General features: G+C 34.4%; 14 protein-coding genes. 12 read left to right on the forward strand and 2 right to left on the reverse strand.

All coding sequences use genetic code 11. The features are described from left to right. Window positions 1-147: 147 nt before the first annotated feature. From ACVWNY_RS05265 to ACVWNY_RS05275, 3 genes are all read left to right on the forward strand, one after another. Entirely contained in the window at window positions 148-4953 is a 4806-nt protein-coding gene (locus ACVWNY_RS05265) for a SpaA isopeptide-forming pilin-related protein (protein ID WP_218324767.1), read from the forward strand. Between the two features lie 166 nt (window positions 4954-5119). After that, window positions 5120-6169 carry an ureidoglycolate dehydrogenase gene (allD, locus tag ACVWNY_RS05270; protein WP_218324768.1) on the forward strand — a complete coding sequence of 350 codons (1050 nt, stop codon included), beginning with the start codon at window positions 5120-5122 and terminating at the stop codon, window positions 6167-6169. 120 nt (window positions 6170-6289) lie between these two features. Next, window positions 6290-7216 carry a carbon-nitrogen hydrolase family protein gene (locus ACVWNY_RS05275; RefSeq protein ID WP_218324769.1) on the forward strand — a complete coding sequence of 309 codons (927 nt, stop codon included), beginning with the start codon at window positions 6290-6292 and terminating at the stop codon, window positions 7214-7216. A 143-nt stretch (window positions 7217-7359) separates the two neighbouring features. On the opposite strand, the gene ACVWNY_RS05280 is transcribed toward ACVWNY_RS05275, so the two are convergent. Next, on the reverse strand, window positions 7360-8430 hold the full coding sequence (locus ACVWNY_RS05280; protein WP_218324770.1) for an iron-containing alcohol dehydrogenase family protein: 1071 nt from the start codon (window positions 8428-8430) through the stop codon (window positions 7360-7362). Window positions 8431-9069: 639 nt separating this feature from the next. Between ACVWNY_RS05280 and ACVWNY_RS05285 the strand changes: the two genes are divergently transcribed. After that, a complete protein-coding gene (locus tag ACVWNY_RS05285; protein ID WP_218324771.1) occupies window positions 9070-9969 on the forward strand; it encodes a diacylglycerol/lipid kinase family protein in 900 nt (299 codons plus the stop codon). Window positions 9970-10562: 593 nt separating this feature from the next. Here the strand turns inward: ACVWNY_RS05285 and ACVWNY_RS05290 are convergent. After that, window positions 10563-11327, reverse strand: coding sequence for a DeoR/GlpR family DNA-binding transcription regulator (locus ACVWNY_RS05290; RefSeq protein ID WP_218324772.1), 765 nt, complete (start codon window positions 11325-11327; stop codon window positions 10563-10565). Window positions 11328-11513: 186 nt separating this feature from the next. Here ACVWNY_RS05290 and ulaG point away from each other — a divergent pair, with 186 nt between their 5' ends. The 8 genes from ulaG (at window position 11514) to ACVWNY_RS05330 (ending at window position 18691) form a co-directional block, all read left to right on the forward strand. Beyond that, window positions 11514-12581: an L-ascorbate 6-phosphate lactonase gene (gene ulaG / locus ACVWNY_RS05295; RefSeq protein WP_218324773.1), complete on the forward strand. Its 1068-nt coding sequence runs from the start codon at window positions 11514-11516 to the stop codon at window positions 12579-12581. Window positions 12582-12598: 17 nt separating this feature from the next. After that, a complete protein-coding gene (locus ACVWNY_RS05300; protein WP_218324774.1) occupies window positions 12599-13060 on the forward strand; it encodes a PTS sugar transporter subunit IIA in 462 nt (153 codons plus the stop codon). A 12-nt stretch (window positions 13061-13072) separates the two neighbouring features. Continuing rightward, window positions 13073-14560: a PTS ascorbate transporter subunit IIC gene (gene ulaA, locus ACVWNY_RS05305; RefSeq protein WP_218324775.1), complete on the forward strand. Its 1488-nt coding sequence runs from the start codon at window positions 13073-13075 to the stop codon at window positions 14558-14560. 21 nt (window positions 14561-14581) lie between these two features. After that, on the forward strand, window positions 14582-14881 hold the full coding sequence (locus ACVWNY_RS05310) for a PTS sugar transporter subunit IIB (RefSeq protein ID WP_218324776.1): 300 nt from the start codon (window positions 14582-14584) through the stop codon (window positions 14879-14881). A 12-nt stretch (window positions 14882-14893) separates the two neighbouring features. Continuing rightward, complete coding sequence (locus ACVWNY_RS05315) at window positions 14894-15535, forward strand: 3-keto-L-gulonate-6-phosphate decarboxylase UlaD (RefSeq protein WP_218324828.1); 642 nt, start codon at window positions 14894-14896, stop codon at window positions 15533-15535. 1 nt (window position 15536) lies between these two features. Further along, window positions 15537-16394 carry an L-ribulose-5-phosphate 3-epimerase gene (locus tag ACVWNY_RS05320; RefSeq protein WP_218324777.1) on the forward strand — a complete coding sequence of 286 codons (858 nt, stop codon included), beginning with the start codon at window positions 15537-15539 and terminating at the stop codon, window positions 16392-16394. After that, window positions 16387-17097 carry an L-ribulose-5-phosphate 4-epimerase gene (locus ACVWNY_RS05325; protein WP_218324778.1) on the forward strand — a complete coding sequence of 237 codons (711 nt, stop codon included), beginning with the start codon at window positions 16387-16389 and terminating at the stop codon, window positions 17095-17097. The genes ACVWNY_RS05320 and ACVWNY_RS05325 overlap by 8 nt, the downstream gene beginning before the upstream one ends. A 673-nt stretch (window positions 17098-17770) precedes the next feature. Continuing rightward, window positions 17771-18691 carry a nucleoside hydrolase gene (locus ACVWNY_RS05330; RefSeq protein WP_218324779.1) on the forward strand — a complete coding sequence of 307 codons (921 nt, stop codon included), beginning with the start codon at window positions 17771-17773 and terminating at the stop codon, window positions 18689-18691. Window positions 18692-18701: the final 10 nt, after the last annotated feature.

Here is an 18701-nt window from a genome sequence, read left to right on the forward strand (position 1 = left end):
AACAAACGATGCAAGCGGTTTCAAAAAAGATAACCCACAAATAAAAACAGTTATGATGGAATTTGAAGTTAATTATAATGTTTTTTATTTTGTTCTTATAAAAAACAAGTTTTTTTAAAATTTTTTTAAAGGAAAGGTGTCATTTTAATGAAAAAGAAATTATCTGTATTGTTTGTTGTGTCAATATTAATTTTACAAATTTTAATGCCAACAATTACTTATGCACAAGAAGCTTCAACCGCTACAACCAATTCAGAAAAAACATCTACAACTAGTGAGTTAGGAAAAGTGTCTTCTTCTATTTTAAGCTCGGAAGAAAATAAGACGACTGAAAGTTCTAAATCAACGGAGCAATCAAATGAGAATAAGCCGGTCACTCCTAAAAAAACCAAAGCAGCAATCAGTGATAATATTTTTACTTCTATTAAAATGTATAAAATTAATGGCGATGAAATTCAACCAACTGATACGATACCGAATATGTCAGGTATCAAGCTAACTATGAATTTTTCATTTGCCAATAAAAATTACCAAGCAGGGGATACATTTACTACACAGTTACCAACACAGTTAGCAATTGCAAAGGATTTATCTGGTGATTTTAGTCCAATGACTTCAGCAAAATGGTCCATTAGCGCTGCTACTAAAGAGTTAACGATTACTTTTTTAGAAGATAATGTCTCTTCAGAAAACTATGATCTAACGTTAGTGACTTCGTTAGAAAAAATATCTGGTGTCGATGAAGAAAGCCAAAAAATAGTTTTTGATACAACACCTCAACAGACCATTTATACGCTTGAAATGACTTCCAGTATTGATAAGGGAAAGACGACGACAACCATCACTTCAGATACTCTGAATCCAAAGACAGCACAGATCAATTCCGTTTTTAATTTAGATCGGACAGACAATACCAATCGTCGCTATCAAATCTATGTCAACAATAATACTAGTAAACTAAATTATGATGAAATTAAGGTCTATTCTAGTGATGTTGATTTTAATGGCACAATTGTTGGCAGTAAAACGCTGCTAAAACAAGATGAGGACTATCAAATTACTTACAAAGGCAATGATACCTCTCAAGCGACAGCTGATATTACTTTGTTAAAATCCATTGGAAAAAAAGCAATTGTTACAGAAGCTACTATTTCTGGGATTGATGGAAAAAATTATGTTGATGATGGTATTGCAGGGTATGAATACAATTATTTATATAACTATGCTTATACTTATGAAAATGAAACCCAAGTGAATTCTGCATTTGCTAGTAAAACTTTTGTCACTTTGCAGCCGTTACAAGCCAGTGGCAAAATTAATCAAGAAACAGGCATGATTGATTGGGAGATCAAATACAATTTCAATCAACAGCCGTTAACATCTACTTCTAAGCTAATAACAAACTTAGCAGATCAAGGTGTCGAGATGGTAGATGGATCACTAGATATTCAAAAAGTTGATTTGAATTATACTAGTGGCAATAGTTATGATGTTCAAGCAAAAGGTGATGGAAGTGGTGATTTTGACCAGTCAGCCAATACGGATGGGTCATTAACTTTAACGACTAAGGCTAACACTACGCAAGCGTATATCATAAAATATTCCACAAAAATAACTGATCCAACTGAACGAATTATTAAAAATAAAGTTACCAACGGAACAATAAATAAAGAAGTTCAAGTTAGTTTGATTCCCAATCTTTTAACAAAAGAAGCCGGAAAAATAGATATTTTCGACCGTACTATGGAATGGAGCATCACTGTGAATGCGGAGAAATATACTATGAAAAATCCCGTTGTTCACGATTACTTTATTGGCGCAGTAAAAGATTATTCAGGTGTAACAATCAGTAAGAAAATTTCAGAAACAGAATCAACACCTTTAGTTGAAGGTGTCGATTATAAAGTGACTAAGTTTGATGAAAATGGTTCTCCTGTTGGCGCACAGCCAAATGTGAATGGCGCACCAGATAGTTTTAATGGTGGTATAAGAATTGATTTTTTAGGTGACTATCAAAATCTAAAAGATACTTTGGTGATTACCATTAAAACTAAAATTGATTCTTCAGGTCAAAAAACTGAAGTAAAAAATAAAGCTACTTTGAATTATGGCGATGTTCCCGGTGTTGTTGAATATGAAGCTAAAGGAACTTTTACAGATCCTTATTACACAGGAGCAACAAAAATAGGCCAAACATCCAATCAAACATCAGAAAAATATTTATATCAAGATTGGTTAGTATTTTTAAACTCAAAAGGTTCAGATTTTAATCTAACGAAACTAGAAGATACTTTACCAGCAGGAACTGAGTTGGTTCCAGATTCTTTACGTTTTGAAGAAGTAACGAGTCAGTCGATGATTGAAAACATGGCTAACTATCTGTCGACAGACTATAAATTAGTACCAGAAGGTTCAGACGCGTATCCAACAAAAATCGATATTAAAGATAATCAAATGAACTTAGAGTTCGCCAACTTAGGCTCAAAACGGGTCTATGTAAAATATCGGACGAGAGTGAAAAAAGATTGGTATGTTTATCAAAAATTAGATAATGTTGCTAAGGTAACCTATGATGATAAAGCACCAATTGATTTAAAATATAGTGTTTATGCTTATAACTATCAGTCAGCGTTACAAAAAGCAGTTGCTAAAGATGCCACAAAAGAAAATGTTGCCAACTGGACAATTACAACTAAGAATATTTCCACTGATTTACCAGTTAATAATCCTGAAATTACAGATACCTTAACTCAGGGAACGACTAATGCAACTTATGATCCAACTTCTTTTGTCGTAACCGATACGGCAACTGGTGAAAAAATTGGTACCGAACATTACCGCTTGACCATAAGCGGGAATTCTTTCAAGATTAATTTCTTAGATTATCAGGCAGAAAGCAATATTCAAGTGACTTATAATACGGTCAGTGAATTTCCTGGTGCAGTAAAAAATCTTTCTCAAGTCAATTCAGCAAGTTATGGCGGCTTAGGAACGTATTATCGTCAAAGTACAGCAACCGTTAATTTAAGCTTTACTAGCGGAAGCGGCTCTGGAGTGATTAAGACTGATAATTTATCGGTACTAAAAGTCAATGATAAAGATGAACCTTTAGCTGGCGCAACTTTTGAAATCCTTAAAGCTGATGGAACAGAAACCGGCTTGAAGGCTGATACTGATGAAAATGGTGAGCTAACTTTTGAAGGACTACCATTAGATAATTACCTATTAAAAGAGACCAAAGCGCCAAACGGCTATGAAATTAATCCTGATTATCAAGAAGGTAAAGCAATTACCTTGACTGAAAAAATGGCTGCTATCAAAGTTGTCAATCAAGCGACTGTTCCTAATAGTGTCGAGTTAACTAAGGTCGATCAAATATCGAAAGAAGGATTGGCTGGGGCAAAATTCCAACTAGAAAAATCCGATGGAACAATTATTAGTTCTGATCATGAGACTGGTACTGACGGACGCTTCACTGTAAAAGACTTACCAATTGGTAAATATCAATTTATTGAAACACAGGCACCAGACGGATATAAATTAGATCAAACCCCAGTAACATTTGCCATCACCGAACGACAAGGACAAGTTGTTAATCTTGAAAAAGAAAATACTTTATTAACTGGTTCTGTCATATTAAATAAAGTTGATGAACAAACAAAAGAACCATTAAAAGGCGCCATTTTCCAACTGAAAAATAAGCAAGGGATAGTCTTAAAATCTGAATTAGCAACAGATGGCTCAGGACAGTTGAAAGTGGAGGACTTAGCTCCAGGGGATTATCAATTTATTGAAACGAAAGCACCAACTGGTTATCAACTAGATCAAAAAGAAGTTGAATTCACAATTGCTAAAGGACAAGATAAAACGATTGTTGTTGAGAAAACCAATATTAAAACCCCAGATCCAGGTACCATTACATTAACGAAAACTGATGAAGAAACTGGAGAAGCTTTGGCAGGGGCAACCTTTAAATTGCAAGACAGCGCAGGAAAAGATTTGCAAACCTATCTGGAACTGGTTACTGACAAATCTGGTAAAATTTCATTTGAAACACTACCGGCTGGAAGTTACCAGTTGATTGAAACAAAGGCACCAACTGGCTATCAAGAAGATAATAAACCTGTGAAATTTACTGTCACAGATCCATCAGAAACAATCGAGTTAGCTAAAACCAATAAAAAAGTAAATCAAGGTGTTATTTTAGAAAAAGTCGATGAATTAACGGGACAACCACTTTCTGGTGCAACATTTGTTTTACAGACACAAGAAGGTAAAACTATTAAAACCGAAAAAATGACTACCGATGATAATGGACGATTGGCAGTGGATGAATTACCACCTGGTAATTATCAATTTGTCGAAAAAGAAGCACCAAAAGGTTACGAACTTGATGAAAAACCAGTAACATTTACTATTAAGAGTAAGCAAGATCAAGCAGTGCAAGTGAAAAAGACCAATAAACAAATCTCTTCAAGTGTGCTTATGAAAAAAGTCGATAGTGTGACTGGTGAAGGATTAGCCAATGCTCAATTCACTTTGCAAGATCAAGCAGGAAAAACCATCAAAGAAAATTTAGTCAGCGATGAAGATGGTAAATTACTAATTGAAAAATTAGCTGTAGGAAAGTATCAATTGGTTGAAACGAAAGCACCGTTGGGTTACAAATTAGACAGTCAACCAATTGACTTTGAAATAACAACGAAAAAATTTGATATGATTAATCTGACAAAGGAAAATCAAAAAGAGCAACCAACCAAAAAAGATCCAGCCAATGACGATACATCCAAAAAATCATTATTAAGCAATACCTCTGCTATACAATCGGCTGGGAGGAACCACACGTATTTACCAAAAACAGGTAATAGTAGTTCACCAATTCTAATAGTGATTGGTACGATCATACTGTTGATATTAGCTGCTTTTACATTTTACAAAAAGAAATATAATTAAAGGAAAGTTCCTATCGCCATTCAGGTGATAGGAACTTTTTTGGTTAAAACAGACAATTAGCTTCAGTTTATTGTTCGTTTTAACCAATGATAGAATCTCAGAAAACGCTTACTATTAACTAGAAAAAGTTTATTTGTCTGAAAATAAAAAGGAACAGGTGAAGAAAATGCGCGTAACAAAAGAAGATTTACATCAATTAATCCAAAACAAAATTCATAAGGCAGGTTTGTCTGAAGATCAAGCAGCGATTGTTAGTGATGTTTTAACCTTTGCTGATGCAAGAGGGATTCATTCTCATGGTGCAATGCGAGTAGAATACTATTCAGAACGGATTGCTAAAGGTGGTATCACGCAAAATCCAAAATTTGAATTCAAAAAAACTGGTCCCAGTGTTGGCATTTTTGAAGGAGATAATGGTTCAGGTTTCGTTGCTGCTGAAAAAGCGATGGATCATGCTATCGAAATCGCGAAAGAAACCGGTATTGCTGTTGTTGGTATCAGAAATATTTCTCATAGTGGCGCACTAGCTTATTATGTAGAAAGAGCAGCTACTCATGATATGGTTGCATTGTCCATGTGTCAATCTGATCCAATGGTTGTACCTTTTGGCGGTAGTGAACCTTATTTTGGAACCAATCCGATTGCTTTTGCTGCACCGAGTAATGATGATAGAATTATTACTTTTGATATGGCTACAACAGTTCAAGCCTGGGGAAAAATCTTACATGCCCGTTCTCGTAAAGAATCTATTCCAGATTCATGGGCAGTTGATGAACAAGGAAATTCTACCACTGATTCAACTAAAGTGAATGCTTTGTTACCAATCGCTGGGCCAAAAGGTTACGGCTTAATGATGATGGTTGATATTTTATCTGGTGTGTTATTGGGCGTACCATTTGGTAAACATGTGTCTTCTATGTATCATGATCTTTCTAAAGGACGTGAATTAGGACAACTTCATGTAGTCATCAATCCTGAATATTTTGTTGGGTTAGATACATTTAAAAAATCAATTTCAACCATGTTAGATGAAATCAAAGAAATCGTACCAAGCGAAGGATTTAAAGAAGTCAATTATCCTGGTGAACGAGGCCGAATGCGGGAACAAAAATATGAAGAAAACGGAATCGAAATCGTTGATGATATTTATAATTATTTAGTTAGTGACGATATTCATTTTGATTATTACGATCACAAGAATAAATTTGCTGAATAAATCAGATCAAATGTACTTATATCTATTTAATAGGTATAGGTACATTTTTTTATTTTATATTGATTTTGTTGACAATAATAATGATAGAATAAATGTAATATAATCTAAGGAGGCATTACCATGATTGATTTTGAAAAAAGTAAATGTAAAGTTGCCGTTGTTCAAGCAGCTCCTGTTCTATTTGATAAAGAAAAAACGATTGATAAGACGATTGCTTTAATAGAAGATGCCAGTCAAAAGTCTGCCGATTTAATTGTTTTCCCTGAAGCCTTTATTCCTTGCTATCCCAGAGGTTTTTCATATGGATTTGTTGTAGGCAGTCGAACAATGGAAGGTCGGCAAGATTGGAAATTACTTTATGACAATTCAGTCGTAGTTCCCAGTAAAGATACCGATCGAATTGCAAGTGCAGCCAAAGAATCGAATGCCTATGTTGCCATCGGTATTAATGAAAGAGATGAAAAAAATTGTACTTTGTATTGTACCTTTATTATTTTTAGTCCAGAAGGCAAAATTGTGTCGAAACACCGCAAACTAAAACCGACTGGTACAGAACGTTGTATCTGGGGTGACGGAAATGAAGGGGCAATTTCGACTGTGGATACAGTATTTGGCACAATGGGTGGATTAATTTGTTGGGAAAACTATATGCCATTAGCTAGGGCTGCTTTATATCAAAAGGGCGTTTCGATTTATTTGGCACCGACAGCCGATAATCGTGAAGAATGGCAACATACGATGCAACATATTGCAATGGAGGGACGCTGTTTTGTGATTGGTTGTAATCAACATGTGACAAAATCTCAGTATCCAGAAGGCTTGCATTCTCAAAATGAATTAGCTGCATTACCTGAAGATTTGTGTCCAGGAGGTAGCTGTATTGTCAGTCCTTTTGGGAAGTATTTAGTTGAACCAGTTTGGAATAAAGAGACCATTATTTATCAAGAATTAGACATGGAACAAGTACCGTTAAGTCGAATGGATTTTGATCCGACTGGGCATTATTCACGGCCGGATGTATTTCATTTAGAAGTAAATAATAACTAATTAAGTAACAATCATTTGTTCCCAGTCAATTGACAAGATTATATTAAAAACTAAAGCTATAAATTGGCGTGATAATACCAATTTATAGCTTTTTTTATCAGAGAAATATTCTCAGAAATTTTTAATTGATTGGATTGAAAAATTTATGATAGTTGATAAGCTTCAACATCAAAGATTGCTTGTTTAAACATATCCTGTGTAATCTCATAAGGAACATGAACGATATCATTCGTGGACATCGCCTTATCGATAATAGCGGTCAAGTCGGTTGTATTATTTAGTCCCATTTCGGTTAGTGAAACTGGAAGTTTATTTTCTTTCATGAAGCGATAAACTCGTTCAAAAAGAGCGTCTTGCTGATCCATTTTTAACAAGGCTAAAACACCGTAACTTACAGAAGCCCCATGTAAATAATCTTCCATTTTTTTAAGAACTGTTGTGCCATAATAAAAAGAATGAGCCATCGCAGAGTTATAGTCATTGATTACTAATACTGAAACTAAACCAGTAGTAACAATAATATCGGCAACCACTTGTTCAATAGCAAAAGATGGAATCCCTGCAGAACTGTCTTTTAAGGCCTGTGTACCATATTCCAACAGACGATCAGTACACATTTTTCCAATTTGAATACCTAATCCGTCGGTGTAATCTAGTTGGTCTCCACGAGCAGAGAAAGTTGATTCAATTTCTTTAGAAAGTGCATCTCCAACGCCAGCCCACAAATATTTATCTGGTGCCTTGGCGATAATAGCAGTATCGATAAATGTATGCGTAGGTGGTTTAGATGGGAAAAAGAGACCTTGCATTTCACCTTCTTCGGTATACATCACACAGACTGCAGTTACTGGTGAACAATTTGAACCAATTGTAGGAAAAGTGAAAACCGGTTTTCCCATTTTCTCAGCAACTACTTTGACTGTATCACAAACGCGGCCGCCTCCTACTGCAAAAAGAATATCTGCCTTTTGGACATCAGCATCATTCACTAATTTTTCGACATTTTCATAAGTGGAGTTACCACCGTACCAAAGGGTATTAGTGACTTCGATTTCTTGTGATAGTGCTTCTTTAATTTTTGTTTCGGCTTTTTCTAATGCTGTTTCGCCACCAATTATAACTGCTTTGCTACCGTATTCTTTTACGATATCTGTGATTTGCTCATAAGCATCGACACCAATTGTATAGTTAGGTAAAAAGACTGTTTGACTCATATTATTTTCCTTCTTTCTTAATCAGTTGATTTGTTAAATATAGTAGAGATAGTCAAAATCATGACAAATGTTATTTTTTAAATGTTGAAATTGAGTATAAAAAAAACATTCCATAAAAGAAGTTCTGCCTTCTTTTAAATGCAATGTGAATAGGGACTTTTTGATTAGATTCTCAAAAAAGTCCCAGCTATAATAATAAAATAATAATTGCCATCTGATTTTTTTCCATCATTGTCTTCACCTACTATTTTTTTGAATTTTCGGAATATTGTATCAATATTTCTTTACAGTTTACAAAATAGATATCTCTTTGTCAATCTAAAAATGGAATTTTAGTTAAAATAAGTTTAAAAAAATATGAGATTGTGGACTGGAGGTGAGGGATCAATGGCTGATTTTGTGAATTCAATTTTGATTTTCTGAGATTAGAATGGAGTACAATATTTACCTAAGTAATGGAAGAAAGAAGATGTTAAAAAGATATCAATAGCATTTTTTAAATAATATAGAAAAATTTTCTGATGATTGATGTTTTATAGGAAAGATATACAACTAAATTTGATAATCTTATGTACAGATGAAAGGTTATTATTCCTGCTATACTAAATAGATAAATAGCAAGAAAGGAGCAGTCCGATAATGAAAAAAGCAGTATTGATTGTAAATCCTAGTTCTGGTAATGAGGAAGCTCAAGAATACGAGAAATTGGTCAAGGAAAAACTGACGGATATATTTGATGAAGTAGAGGTACAGCATACAGGAGACACTGGAGATGCAACTAAATTTGCGAACCAAGCAGTGACAGATAAAGTAGACAGTGTTTTTGCTATGGGTGGTGACGGAACAGTTAATGAGGTGATCAGTGGTTTAGCAGAACAAGAACACCGACCGAAGTTTGGTTTCTTTCCATTAGGTACAGTAAATGATTTGGCTCGCTCGCTGAATATCTCAATGGAACCAGAAGAAGCGGTTGCTGAATTGGATTTGGATCGTCGGATAGCTTTAGACATTGGAAAAGTCAACGAAGATTATTTTATGAATATTGTTGCAGTCGGTGGAATTCCTGAAGCTATCAGTGACGTGGAGGTTGAAGAAAAAACTAAGTTTGGTAAATTAGCTTATTTTACTTCTGGTTTCAAGCAAGTGTTAAAAGATGAAAGTTATCATTTTGAGTTAGAAATCGAGGGTGAAAAAAGAAAAATTGAAAGTAGCGCTGTCGTCATCGCGCTAACTCAAACTATCGGTGGCTACGGTCACATTGTGCCAGAAGCCAGACCTGATGATGGCAAAATGTATCTGATATATCTTAAGAATCAAAATGTGCTCGATATGGTAAAAAGTGTGCCAGATATTATAAAGGGAATCGATCATTCGACAGATTACATTGGTTATCAACCTTTCATTGAAGGCAGTTTATCAGTTAAAGAAGAGGTTGATTTGCATTCTAGTGTAGATGGTGATGAAGGTCCAGGGTTACCATTGCGTTTTAAAATTCTACCACAACATTTGGAGGTTTACGTTGGACCTCAAAAGAAATAAAGTATATTGAACATGATTGGAAATCTAAAAATAGATTCTATATGTAGATATTGATAAAAAACTTTAGATATTTATTATTTAAGCTTTCATACCATACTATTTATTCAATTAGATGGTGATATTTCCAGTGTGTCATGAGCCACAATTTATAAGCTGCTTAACACCTTTGATTCCAGATGTTAAACAGCTTAATTGATTATCAATCCTTCATACGCTTTTTTGCTTTTTTTTGCCATTTGTTCATAATTTCTAGTATGTCACTATGAATAATAAAAATACGTTTAAAAGTGGCAATAGTTGCCTGGTCAACAATGTACAATTTACTATCTAAGTCTCTGAGGAAGGCTCGATGAATATTTACGTTCTCTTTTTAAAATTTTAGTTATTCCATTAAATTGAAGAAATTTCTTGTTTTCCCATGCCGGTATATACTGATAACCTAGAGAATACATCATGCTTGAGATTATCATCGAATAATTTTTCATTTGTATTCGCCTTTAATTTTACAAAAAGAAAAAGCTGCAATTGCATTTATAAACGAGATCTTGTCCACAGTCAAACGCGAGGAAAAACCTCGCGTTTTTTTATGTTGGCTATTGTACTTTTATTACTTTTAATCCAGCCTTTTCGATTTGAGTAATTAATTTTGGTGGACAATACCGATCGGTGATTAAACAATCAAAGACAGAAAGATCAGCGATTTTGAATTTGGAAGTTAACCCGACTTTTCGATGATCCGCAACGAGTATTTTATATTTAACGGTTTGTTTAATCATGAGTTCGTTGATCTTTGCTTCATTTAAAATTTTGGTAGTAACGCCATTTACTATATCAACACCACTACAGCCAATAATACAAATATCTGCATTAGTGGAAGTGATTGTATCTATCGCGATATCACCCACTAAGACTTCTTTTGGAAAACGTAATTCTCCTCCAGTTAAAATGTAATTATAGTTTGCATTGTGAGGTAAGTGAGCAATTTTCAAATTATTGGTGACAATAGTTAAATGTTTGGCTTTTAAGTAATTCACAGTATTTAAAGCAGTGGAACTTGAATTAATAAAGACAGTATCGTAATCGCTTACATAAGTACTGGCAATTCTTGCGATAGATTGCTTGATTAATTCAGGACCAGATGCATCGAAATTTTTTTGATTGTCATAATTAAAAATGCAGTAACCATATTTACGTTGAATATCATTTTTCTCTTCTAGAATATTCAGGTCCCGACGAATGGTACTAATCGATACCCCTAACGAGTTTGCTAACTCTTGTGTAGTCATCCGTTCATGTTGTTCTAAAATATTCAAAATATTTTTGTGACGTTGTTCAATAGTGGCAATGGAATTTTTCACTGAGGTTCCTCCTTTAAAATTTTTTATTTATATCTCATATGAACAAGTATACAACAAAAAAAGATTAATTAATCCAAAAAAATCATATAATGTTCTAACGGTCATAAAAAAGGGTTTTCATAATGATTTTTTGAATATATGATTGTAAATGTAAAGAACAAATAAATCATTTAAGGAGATTCAATTATGGCGAATACGGTAGATAATATTTCAAAAGAAGATTGGATTTTGAATACCTTCCCAGAATGGGGGACTTATTTAAACGAAGAAATTGAGGAAACTGAAGTAAAGGATGGGACTGTTTCAATGTGGTGGCTTGGATGCACAGGTATCTGGCTGAAATCTGCTGCTGGAACAAATATTTTGTGTGATTTATGGTGTGGTACAGGTAAACGTAGCCATGGAAATGGTCAAATGAAAAAAGGTCATCAAATGATGCGAATGAGTGGTGTTCAAAAAATGCAACCTAATTTACGTACACAGCCATTTGTAATTGATCCTTTTGAGATCAAAAAGGTGGATGCATTAGTTGTTACTCATATTCATTCAGACCATTTAGATATTAATACTGCGGCGGCGGTCCATCAAAACTGCCCAACAGCAAAATTTATTGGGCCAAAAGAAGTGGTAGCTACTTGGTTGAAGTGGGGGATCCCTGAAGAAAAAACTATCATTGTTAAACCAGGAGATGAAGTACAGGTTAAAGATATTAAAATAGTTGCTTTAGAAGCATTTGATCGTACTGCTTTGGTAACTTGTGAAGATCCTGCTGTATCTTTGAAAGGGAAATTACCTCAAGATATGGATCAAATCGCAGTAAATTATCTATTTGAAACTTCTGGTGGAAATATTTATCATGCAGGTGATTCTCATTATTCTAATATGTTTGCTAAGCATGGAAATGAACATACAATTGATGTTTGTTTAGGAGCTTACGGAGAAAATCCACGAGGGATTACTGACAAAGTTACCTCTGTCGATATGCTTCGAATGGCGGAATCATTAAATGCTAAAGTTGTTATCCCTGTTCATTACGATATTTGGGCGAATTTTATGGCGGACCCAAAAGAGATCACTGAATTGTGGCAGTTTAAAAAGGATCGTTTGAAATATCAGTTTAAACCTTTCATTTGGCAAGTAGGCGGGAAATTTACTTATCCAACAGATAAAGACGATTTGGAATTTAACTTTTATCGTGGATTTGATGATGCTTTTTCTATCGAAAATGATACGCCATTCCCATCATTCTTATAAGAAAAGAGGGTATTAAAATGCTTAAATATTTTTTTGAAAATGAGTTAGTAAGTTATTCAGAAAAAACAATTACTGATTGGCGAGAGGCAATTAGTGAGAGTTGTCAACAATTACTAAATAAGGGAATAATTAATCAAACATATATTGATGAAATTATCACATGTGTTGAAAAACACGGTCCATATATTGTTATTGTACCGCAAGTAGCAATGCCTCATTCTTCTGATAAAAGTGAAGGGATTTTTGGTACAGCGATAGCTTTTACAAAATTTAAATCACCAATTGTGTTTGAAAGTGATGATGAAGAAGAAAAATCAGCCAGTCTCTTTTTCACATTAGCCGCTAAAAACTCGGAAGAACATATGGAAAATATTCAGAACTTGTCTGAATTATTGATGACAGAAGGATTAATTGATCAACTAGTCGCTAGTGAGTCTATCGAAGAATATCAACGTATAATGAAAGAATTTAATATCTAGGGGGAGATATGAATGGGTGATTTTTTACTAAAAATTTGGACATATTTTGCTACTAACATTCTGACGCAACCAGCCTATTTAATTGGTTTTATAGTTTTGCTAGGCTATATCTTACTGCGTAGACCTTTTTATGAGTGTTTGGCTGGTTTTTTAAAGGCTACTGTAGGTTATTTTATTTTATCTGTAGGTTCTGGTGGATTGGTTAATAATTTCCGACCGATCCTAGTAGGACTGAAAGATCGATTTAATCTAGACGCGATGGTTACCGATCCTTATTTTGGTCAAAATGCTGTTGATGCTGGTTTAATGAAAACATTTGGTCGTACATTTGGTGACGTGATGATTTTATTGCTAATTGCTTTTATTATGAATATTTTATTGGTACGTTTCCAGAAATTTACAAAGTTAAGAGCAGTATTTACTACCGGAAACGTTCAAATTCAACAGGCGGCTACCGCATTTTGGATTTTACTATTTTGTTTCCCTAATTTAGGACGAATAGAAGTTTTGGTTTTTATGGGGCTAATTCTAGGATGTTATTGGGCGGTGGCCTCTAACTTAACTGTGGGAATTACACAAGAATTGACCGAAGGGGCTGGTTTTGCAGTAGCCCATCAACAAATGTTTGGCATATTTATTTTTGCTAAGTTGGCAGAATTCATGAAGAAACGTGATAGAAAGAATCATCGGTCAGAAAAAGCTGATAAAAAATTAGAGGATATGGAATTGCCAGGTTTCTTATCAATTTTCAATGAGAACATGGTCGCTACTTCTTTATTAATGTTATTTTTCTTTGGCATTATTTTATTAGTGTTAGGTCAGGATTATTTAGTTCAAGCAGGATTTATGGAACAGGGACAAAGTTTTCTATTTTACATTATGACGACCTCTTTGAACTTTGCAGTGTACCTAGCTATTTTACAACTGGGTGTTCGTACTTTCGTTGATGAATTAACACAATCGTTCCAAGGAATCTCCAATACAATTCTACCAGGAGCGGTTCCCGGGATTGATGTAGCTGCTACTTTTGGATTTGGTTCGCCCAATGCTGTAACAGTTGGTTTCTTATTTGGTGCGTTAGGTCAGTTTGTGATGATTGGTTTATTAATTTTATTTAAATCACCAACAATTGTCATTGCTGGTTTCATTCCGTTGTTCTTTGATAATGCTGTAATTGCTGTTTTTGCAAATAATCGTGGCGGATTTAAAGCTGCATGTATTTTCCCATTTATTTCAGGATTAATTCAAGTAGGAGGATCTGCTTTATTCGCTACATGGATTGGTTTGTCTAAATTTGGCGGTTATATTGGAATGTTTGACTGGGCAACTGTTTGGCCAGTAATGACTGTAGTGATGAAAGTTTTAGGTTATGTAGGTGTAGCCGTCGTGGTAATTGGATTGTTGATTATTCCTCAATTACAGTATCGGAAAAATCCAGAAGGCTATTTTATGATTGTAGATGATTATGAAGAGTATGCAGAAAAATTTCAAAACAATTAATTACTTTAAGGAGGATTTATAATGAGAATTTTAGTATCTTGTGCAAATGGATCTGGAACTAGTTTAATGATGATGAGAAGTGTAGAAAAAGCGATGAAAGATTTGGATGTAACTATAACAAAAATTCATCACTGTGCAATTTCGGAAGGTAAAAGCTCAGCAGGTCAATATGATGTTGTTTTCACTCCTATGAATTTTTTAAGTATGTTTGCTCAAGCGCAAAAAAAAGGAACTACAGTGATAGGTATCAAAAATGTTATGTCAGCAAAGGAAATTGGCGAGAAATTTGCTGAGTCTGAAATTTATCAAAAAATGAAATAAAAGGGGTTTAATATAGTGAGACCAAAATTGCAAATTGCTCTGGATCATAATGATTTAGAAACTGCTTTGGCTGATATCGTCAAAGTTGGTGATGTTGTCGATATCATTGAGGTAGGAACAATATTATGTTTACAAGAGGGCCATCGTGCCATTAGTTGTATCCGTAGCCTATTTCCTGAAAAAATAATTATTGCTGATACTAAATGCGCCGATGCAGGAGGAACAGTCGCTAAGAACGTCGCTGTTGCAGGAGCAGATTTTATGACTGTTATTTGTTGCGCTACTTTACCAACAATGGCAGCTGCTAAGGAAGAAATTAAAGAACTTCAAGTGGAACTATATGGGGATTGGACATTTGAACAAGCACAGCAATGGTTAGATTTAGGAATCACGCAGGCAATCTATCATCAAAGTCGTGATGCTTTATTATCAGGTGAAACTTGGGGTGAAAAAGATTTAACAAAAGTAAAAAAATTAATTGATATGGGATTCAATGTATCAGTTACTGGTGGGTTGACGGTTGAAACATTGAAATTATTTGAAGGTTTGGCAGTCTATAATTTTATTACAGGTCGTGGGATTTCAGCGGCACCTGATCCAGTCAAAGCTGCTGAAGCCTTTAAAGCTGAGATTATACGAATTTGGGGTGAGTAAGTTGACTCAAATTGGGATATATGAAAAAGCTTTGCCAAAGGATATTTCATGGTCAGAAAGATTTTCGTTAGTTAAGGAATTAGGATTTGATTTTATTGAAATGTCAATTGATGAAACAGATGAGCGATTGGCTAGATTAGACTGGTCAACAAAAGAAATAAAAGAACTGAGAGAAGCGATGTTTAGTTCTGGCGTAAGAATTCATTCAATTTGTTTAAGTGGTCATCGTAGGTTTCCTTTTGGTTCTAGTCAAGTTGAAGTGCGTAAAAAAGCCATCGAAATAATAGATCAGGCGATTAAACTGGCTGATCAATTGAGCATTAAAGTGATCCAAATTGCAGGCTACGATGTTTACTATGAGGACAAGTCAATGAGTTCTAGAGAAGCATTTATTACTGGTTTAAAAGAAAGTGTTCGCAAAGCTGCACAGTATGGTGTTATTTTGTCAATCGAGATTATGGACGATCCATTTTTAAATTCAATTACTAAGTTTATTGAAATAAAAAAACAAATTCATTCGCCATATCTTCAAGTTTATCCGGATTTGGGAAATTTATCTGCTTGGCCGGAGAATAATCCTGCTTATGAATTAGAGTCAGGTATTGACTATATAACATCAGTCCATTTAAAAGATACCTATTCAGTTACTAAAGATTTTCCGGGTCAATTTAGAGATGTTCCTTTCGGTGAAGGGTGTGTTGATTTTTTAGGTCTCCTAAAGACATTAAACAGGTTGGATTTTCCTGGTCCATTCTTGATTGAAATGTGGAGTGAAAATAGTTCAAACTATCAACAAGAAATTCAGTCAGCAAAAACGTATTTGTATCCGAAGTTATTGGAGGCGGGTTACGATGTTTAAAGAAGTCATTGAAGAAATGAAACAGCGAGTTTATCAAGCCAATATGCAGTTGCCGCAATTAGGATTAGTGAAGTTAACTTGGGGAAATGTTAGTGAGATTAACCGTGAAGCTGGCGTCATTGTCATTAAACCAAGTGGTGTAAATTATAAAGATATGACACCTGAAAAAATGGTGGTCACAGATTTAAAGGGAAACGTTGTTGAAGGAGAAAAATTAAGACCCTCATCAGACTTAGCTACACATGTTGTATTGTATGAACAAATGCCAGATGTTCAAGCAATTGTTCATACACATTCCACCAACGCGGTGATGTGGGCACAAGCTGGTCGCGATCTGCCTTCCTATGGAACGACCCATGCTGATGCATTTTTTGGGTCAGTACCTTGTACACGACAGCTGACCAATGAAGAGGTAATCAATCAATATGAAGAAAACACAGGGAAAGTGATCGTAGAAACTTTTCGTGAACGAAATATTCAACCCACAGAGGTTCCAGGAGTACTCGTTTATGGTCATGGGCCTTTTACTTGGGGAGATACCCCCAAAAAAGCAGTGGAAAATAGCTTGATTCTTGATGAAATTTGTGTGATGGCTAGAGAGACTGAACAAATCAATCATAAAATCTCTGCAATTCCACAATATTTATTGAATAAACATTATTTTCGCAAACACGGAGATACAGCCTATTATGGGCAAAGTTAAATAAAATGCGGTAGACAAAATTTTTATTTTTGCTTCAGCTTGTAGACGAAGAAGGTTCCACACTCAAAAAATCGAGTGTGGAATTTTTTTATTTGAATGATTTTGAAGTTGCGTGACTAACTATTTCTAATTCATTACAGGTAAATTCAAACTTCGTTTGCATTGCCCTTTCTTATAATCTTGATGCGTTCTTTGAGATCAGTAATAAAAAGCGAGAGTTAAGAAGAAATATGTAAGATTTCTTTTGGGATTAAAATGGTTACTTAGAAATTTTGAAGATATTAAAACATTTTTCTTTTTGCTAAAAGAATGACTGATTTTGAAAAGGGTACGCTACGAAAATTTTTACTCATTTTAATATTTGTTAGAGGTTGGCAATCAGATAAATTCATACATAAGAAAACAATTTAGAAGGCCATAGTTGATATAAGATGTCTTCAGGTGATAATTAGAAGTTCGTAAGGGTGGTAAGAATTTTCATAATTGATTGTTTAACATTATTTCTAGTCTTCTAAGAACTAGACTAGAATTCTTTGTCTAAAGTATATGACCATTTTTTCATGATGTCGCTAAATATAAAGTTGTATTTTTTAATATAACGTTGACTTAAATAATACAATGTTGTATTATCGTTTTGGAAACGTTTCAATACAATAGAGAAAGAGTGATTATTATGAATAAAAAATCCGTAATTATCAGTACAGACCCAGGAATTGATGATGCTGTTGCAATCGCATTGGCACTTTTTAGTGAACAATTAGAAGTAAAGTTAATTTGTCCTATTTTTGGAAATGTAAGTTTAGAGAACACAAAATTAAATACTGAAAAATTACTTACGCTTTACAAAAAATCCCCCCGCATTGTATTAGGTAGTCACAAACCGTTATTAAGAAAATCAATTAATGCTAGCAATGTTCACGGAAAGTCTGGAATGGATGGTTATTCTTTTACTGCTTCAAATATTTTAGTAGATGAAACTATAACTGCGGCAGCAGCTATGCATGAAGTCGTTAATCAGTCAGATGATAAAACGACAATTATTGGGATTGGCCCATTGACAGATATTGCATTGTATATTCATTTATATCCACAAGATTTTAAGAAAATTGAAAAAATTGTTGTTATGGGTGGAAGTTTAGGTCGAGGAAATTACGGTGTTTTATCTGAATTTAATTTTGCAGCTGATCCCGAAGCTGCCAAAATAGTTTTTGATAGCGGTATCCCAATTCAAGTAGCACCTATGGAAGTTGGTCGTCAAGCCAAGGTGATGCCTGAAGTATCTGAAAAGATAAAAAAACTTGGTGCAATAGGTGATATGTTCTATCAATTATTTTCAAAATATCGAGGCGGTAGTTTTGCCACAGGATTGAGCATGTACGATGCTTTAGCAATCGGATTGGTTTTAAATCCAACGATGTTTGATATTGTTTCAACAAGAGTGGAAATAGAAACAACTGGTTTGTTAACTGCCGGAGCTTCATTGATTGACCTTAAGGGTTATCTTGATCTTCCTGCAAATGCCGAAGTAGCTGTCAGTGTAGATCCAAAACAATTTGAAGAGTGGTTTATCGAGGCTATTGCTAAAACTATATAAAGAAAGAGTG

The organism is Enterococcus sp. JNUCC 77, assembly GCF_054819945.1.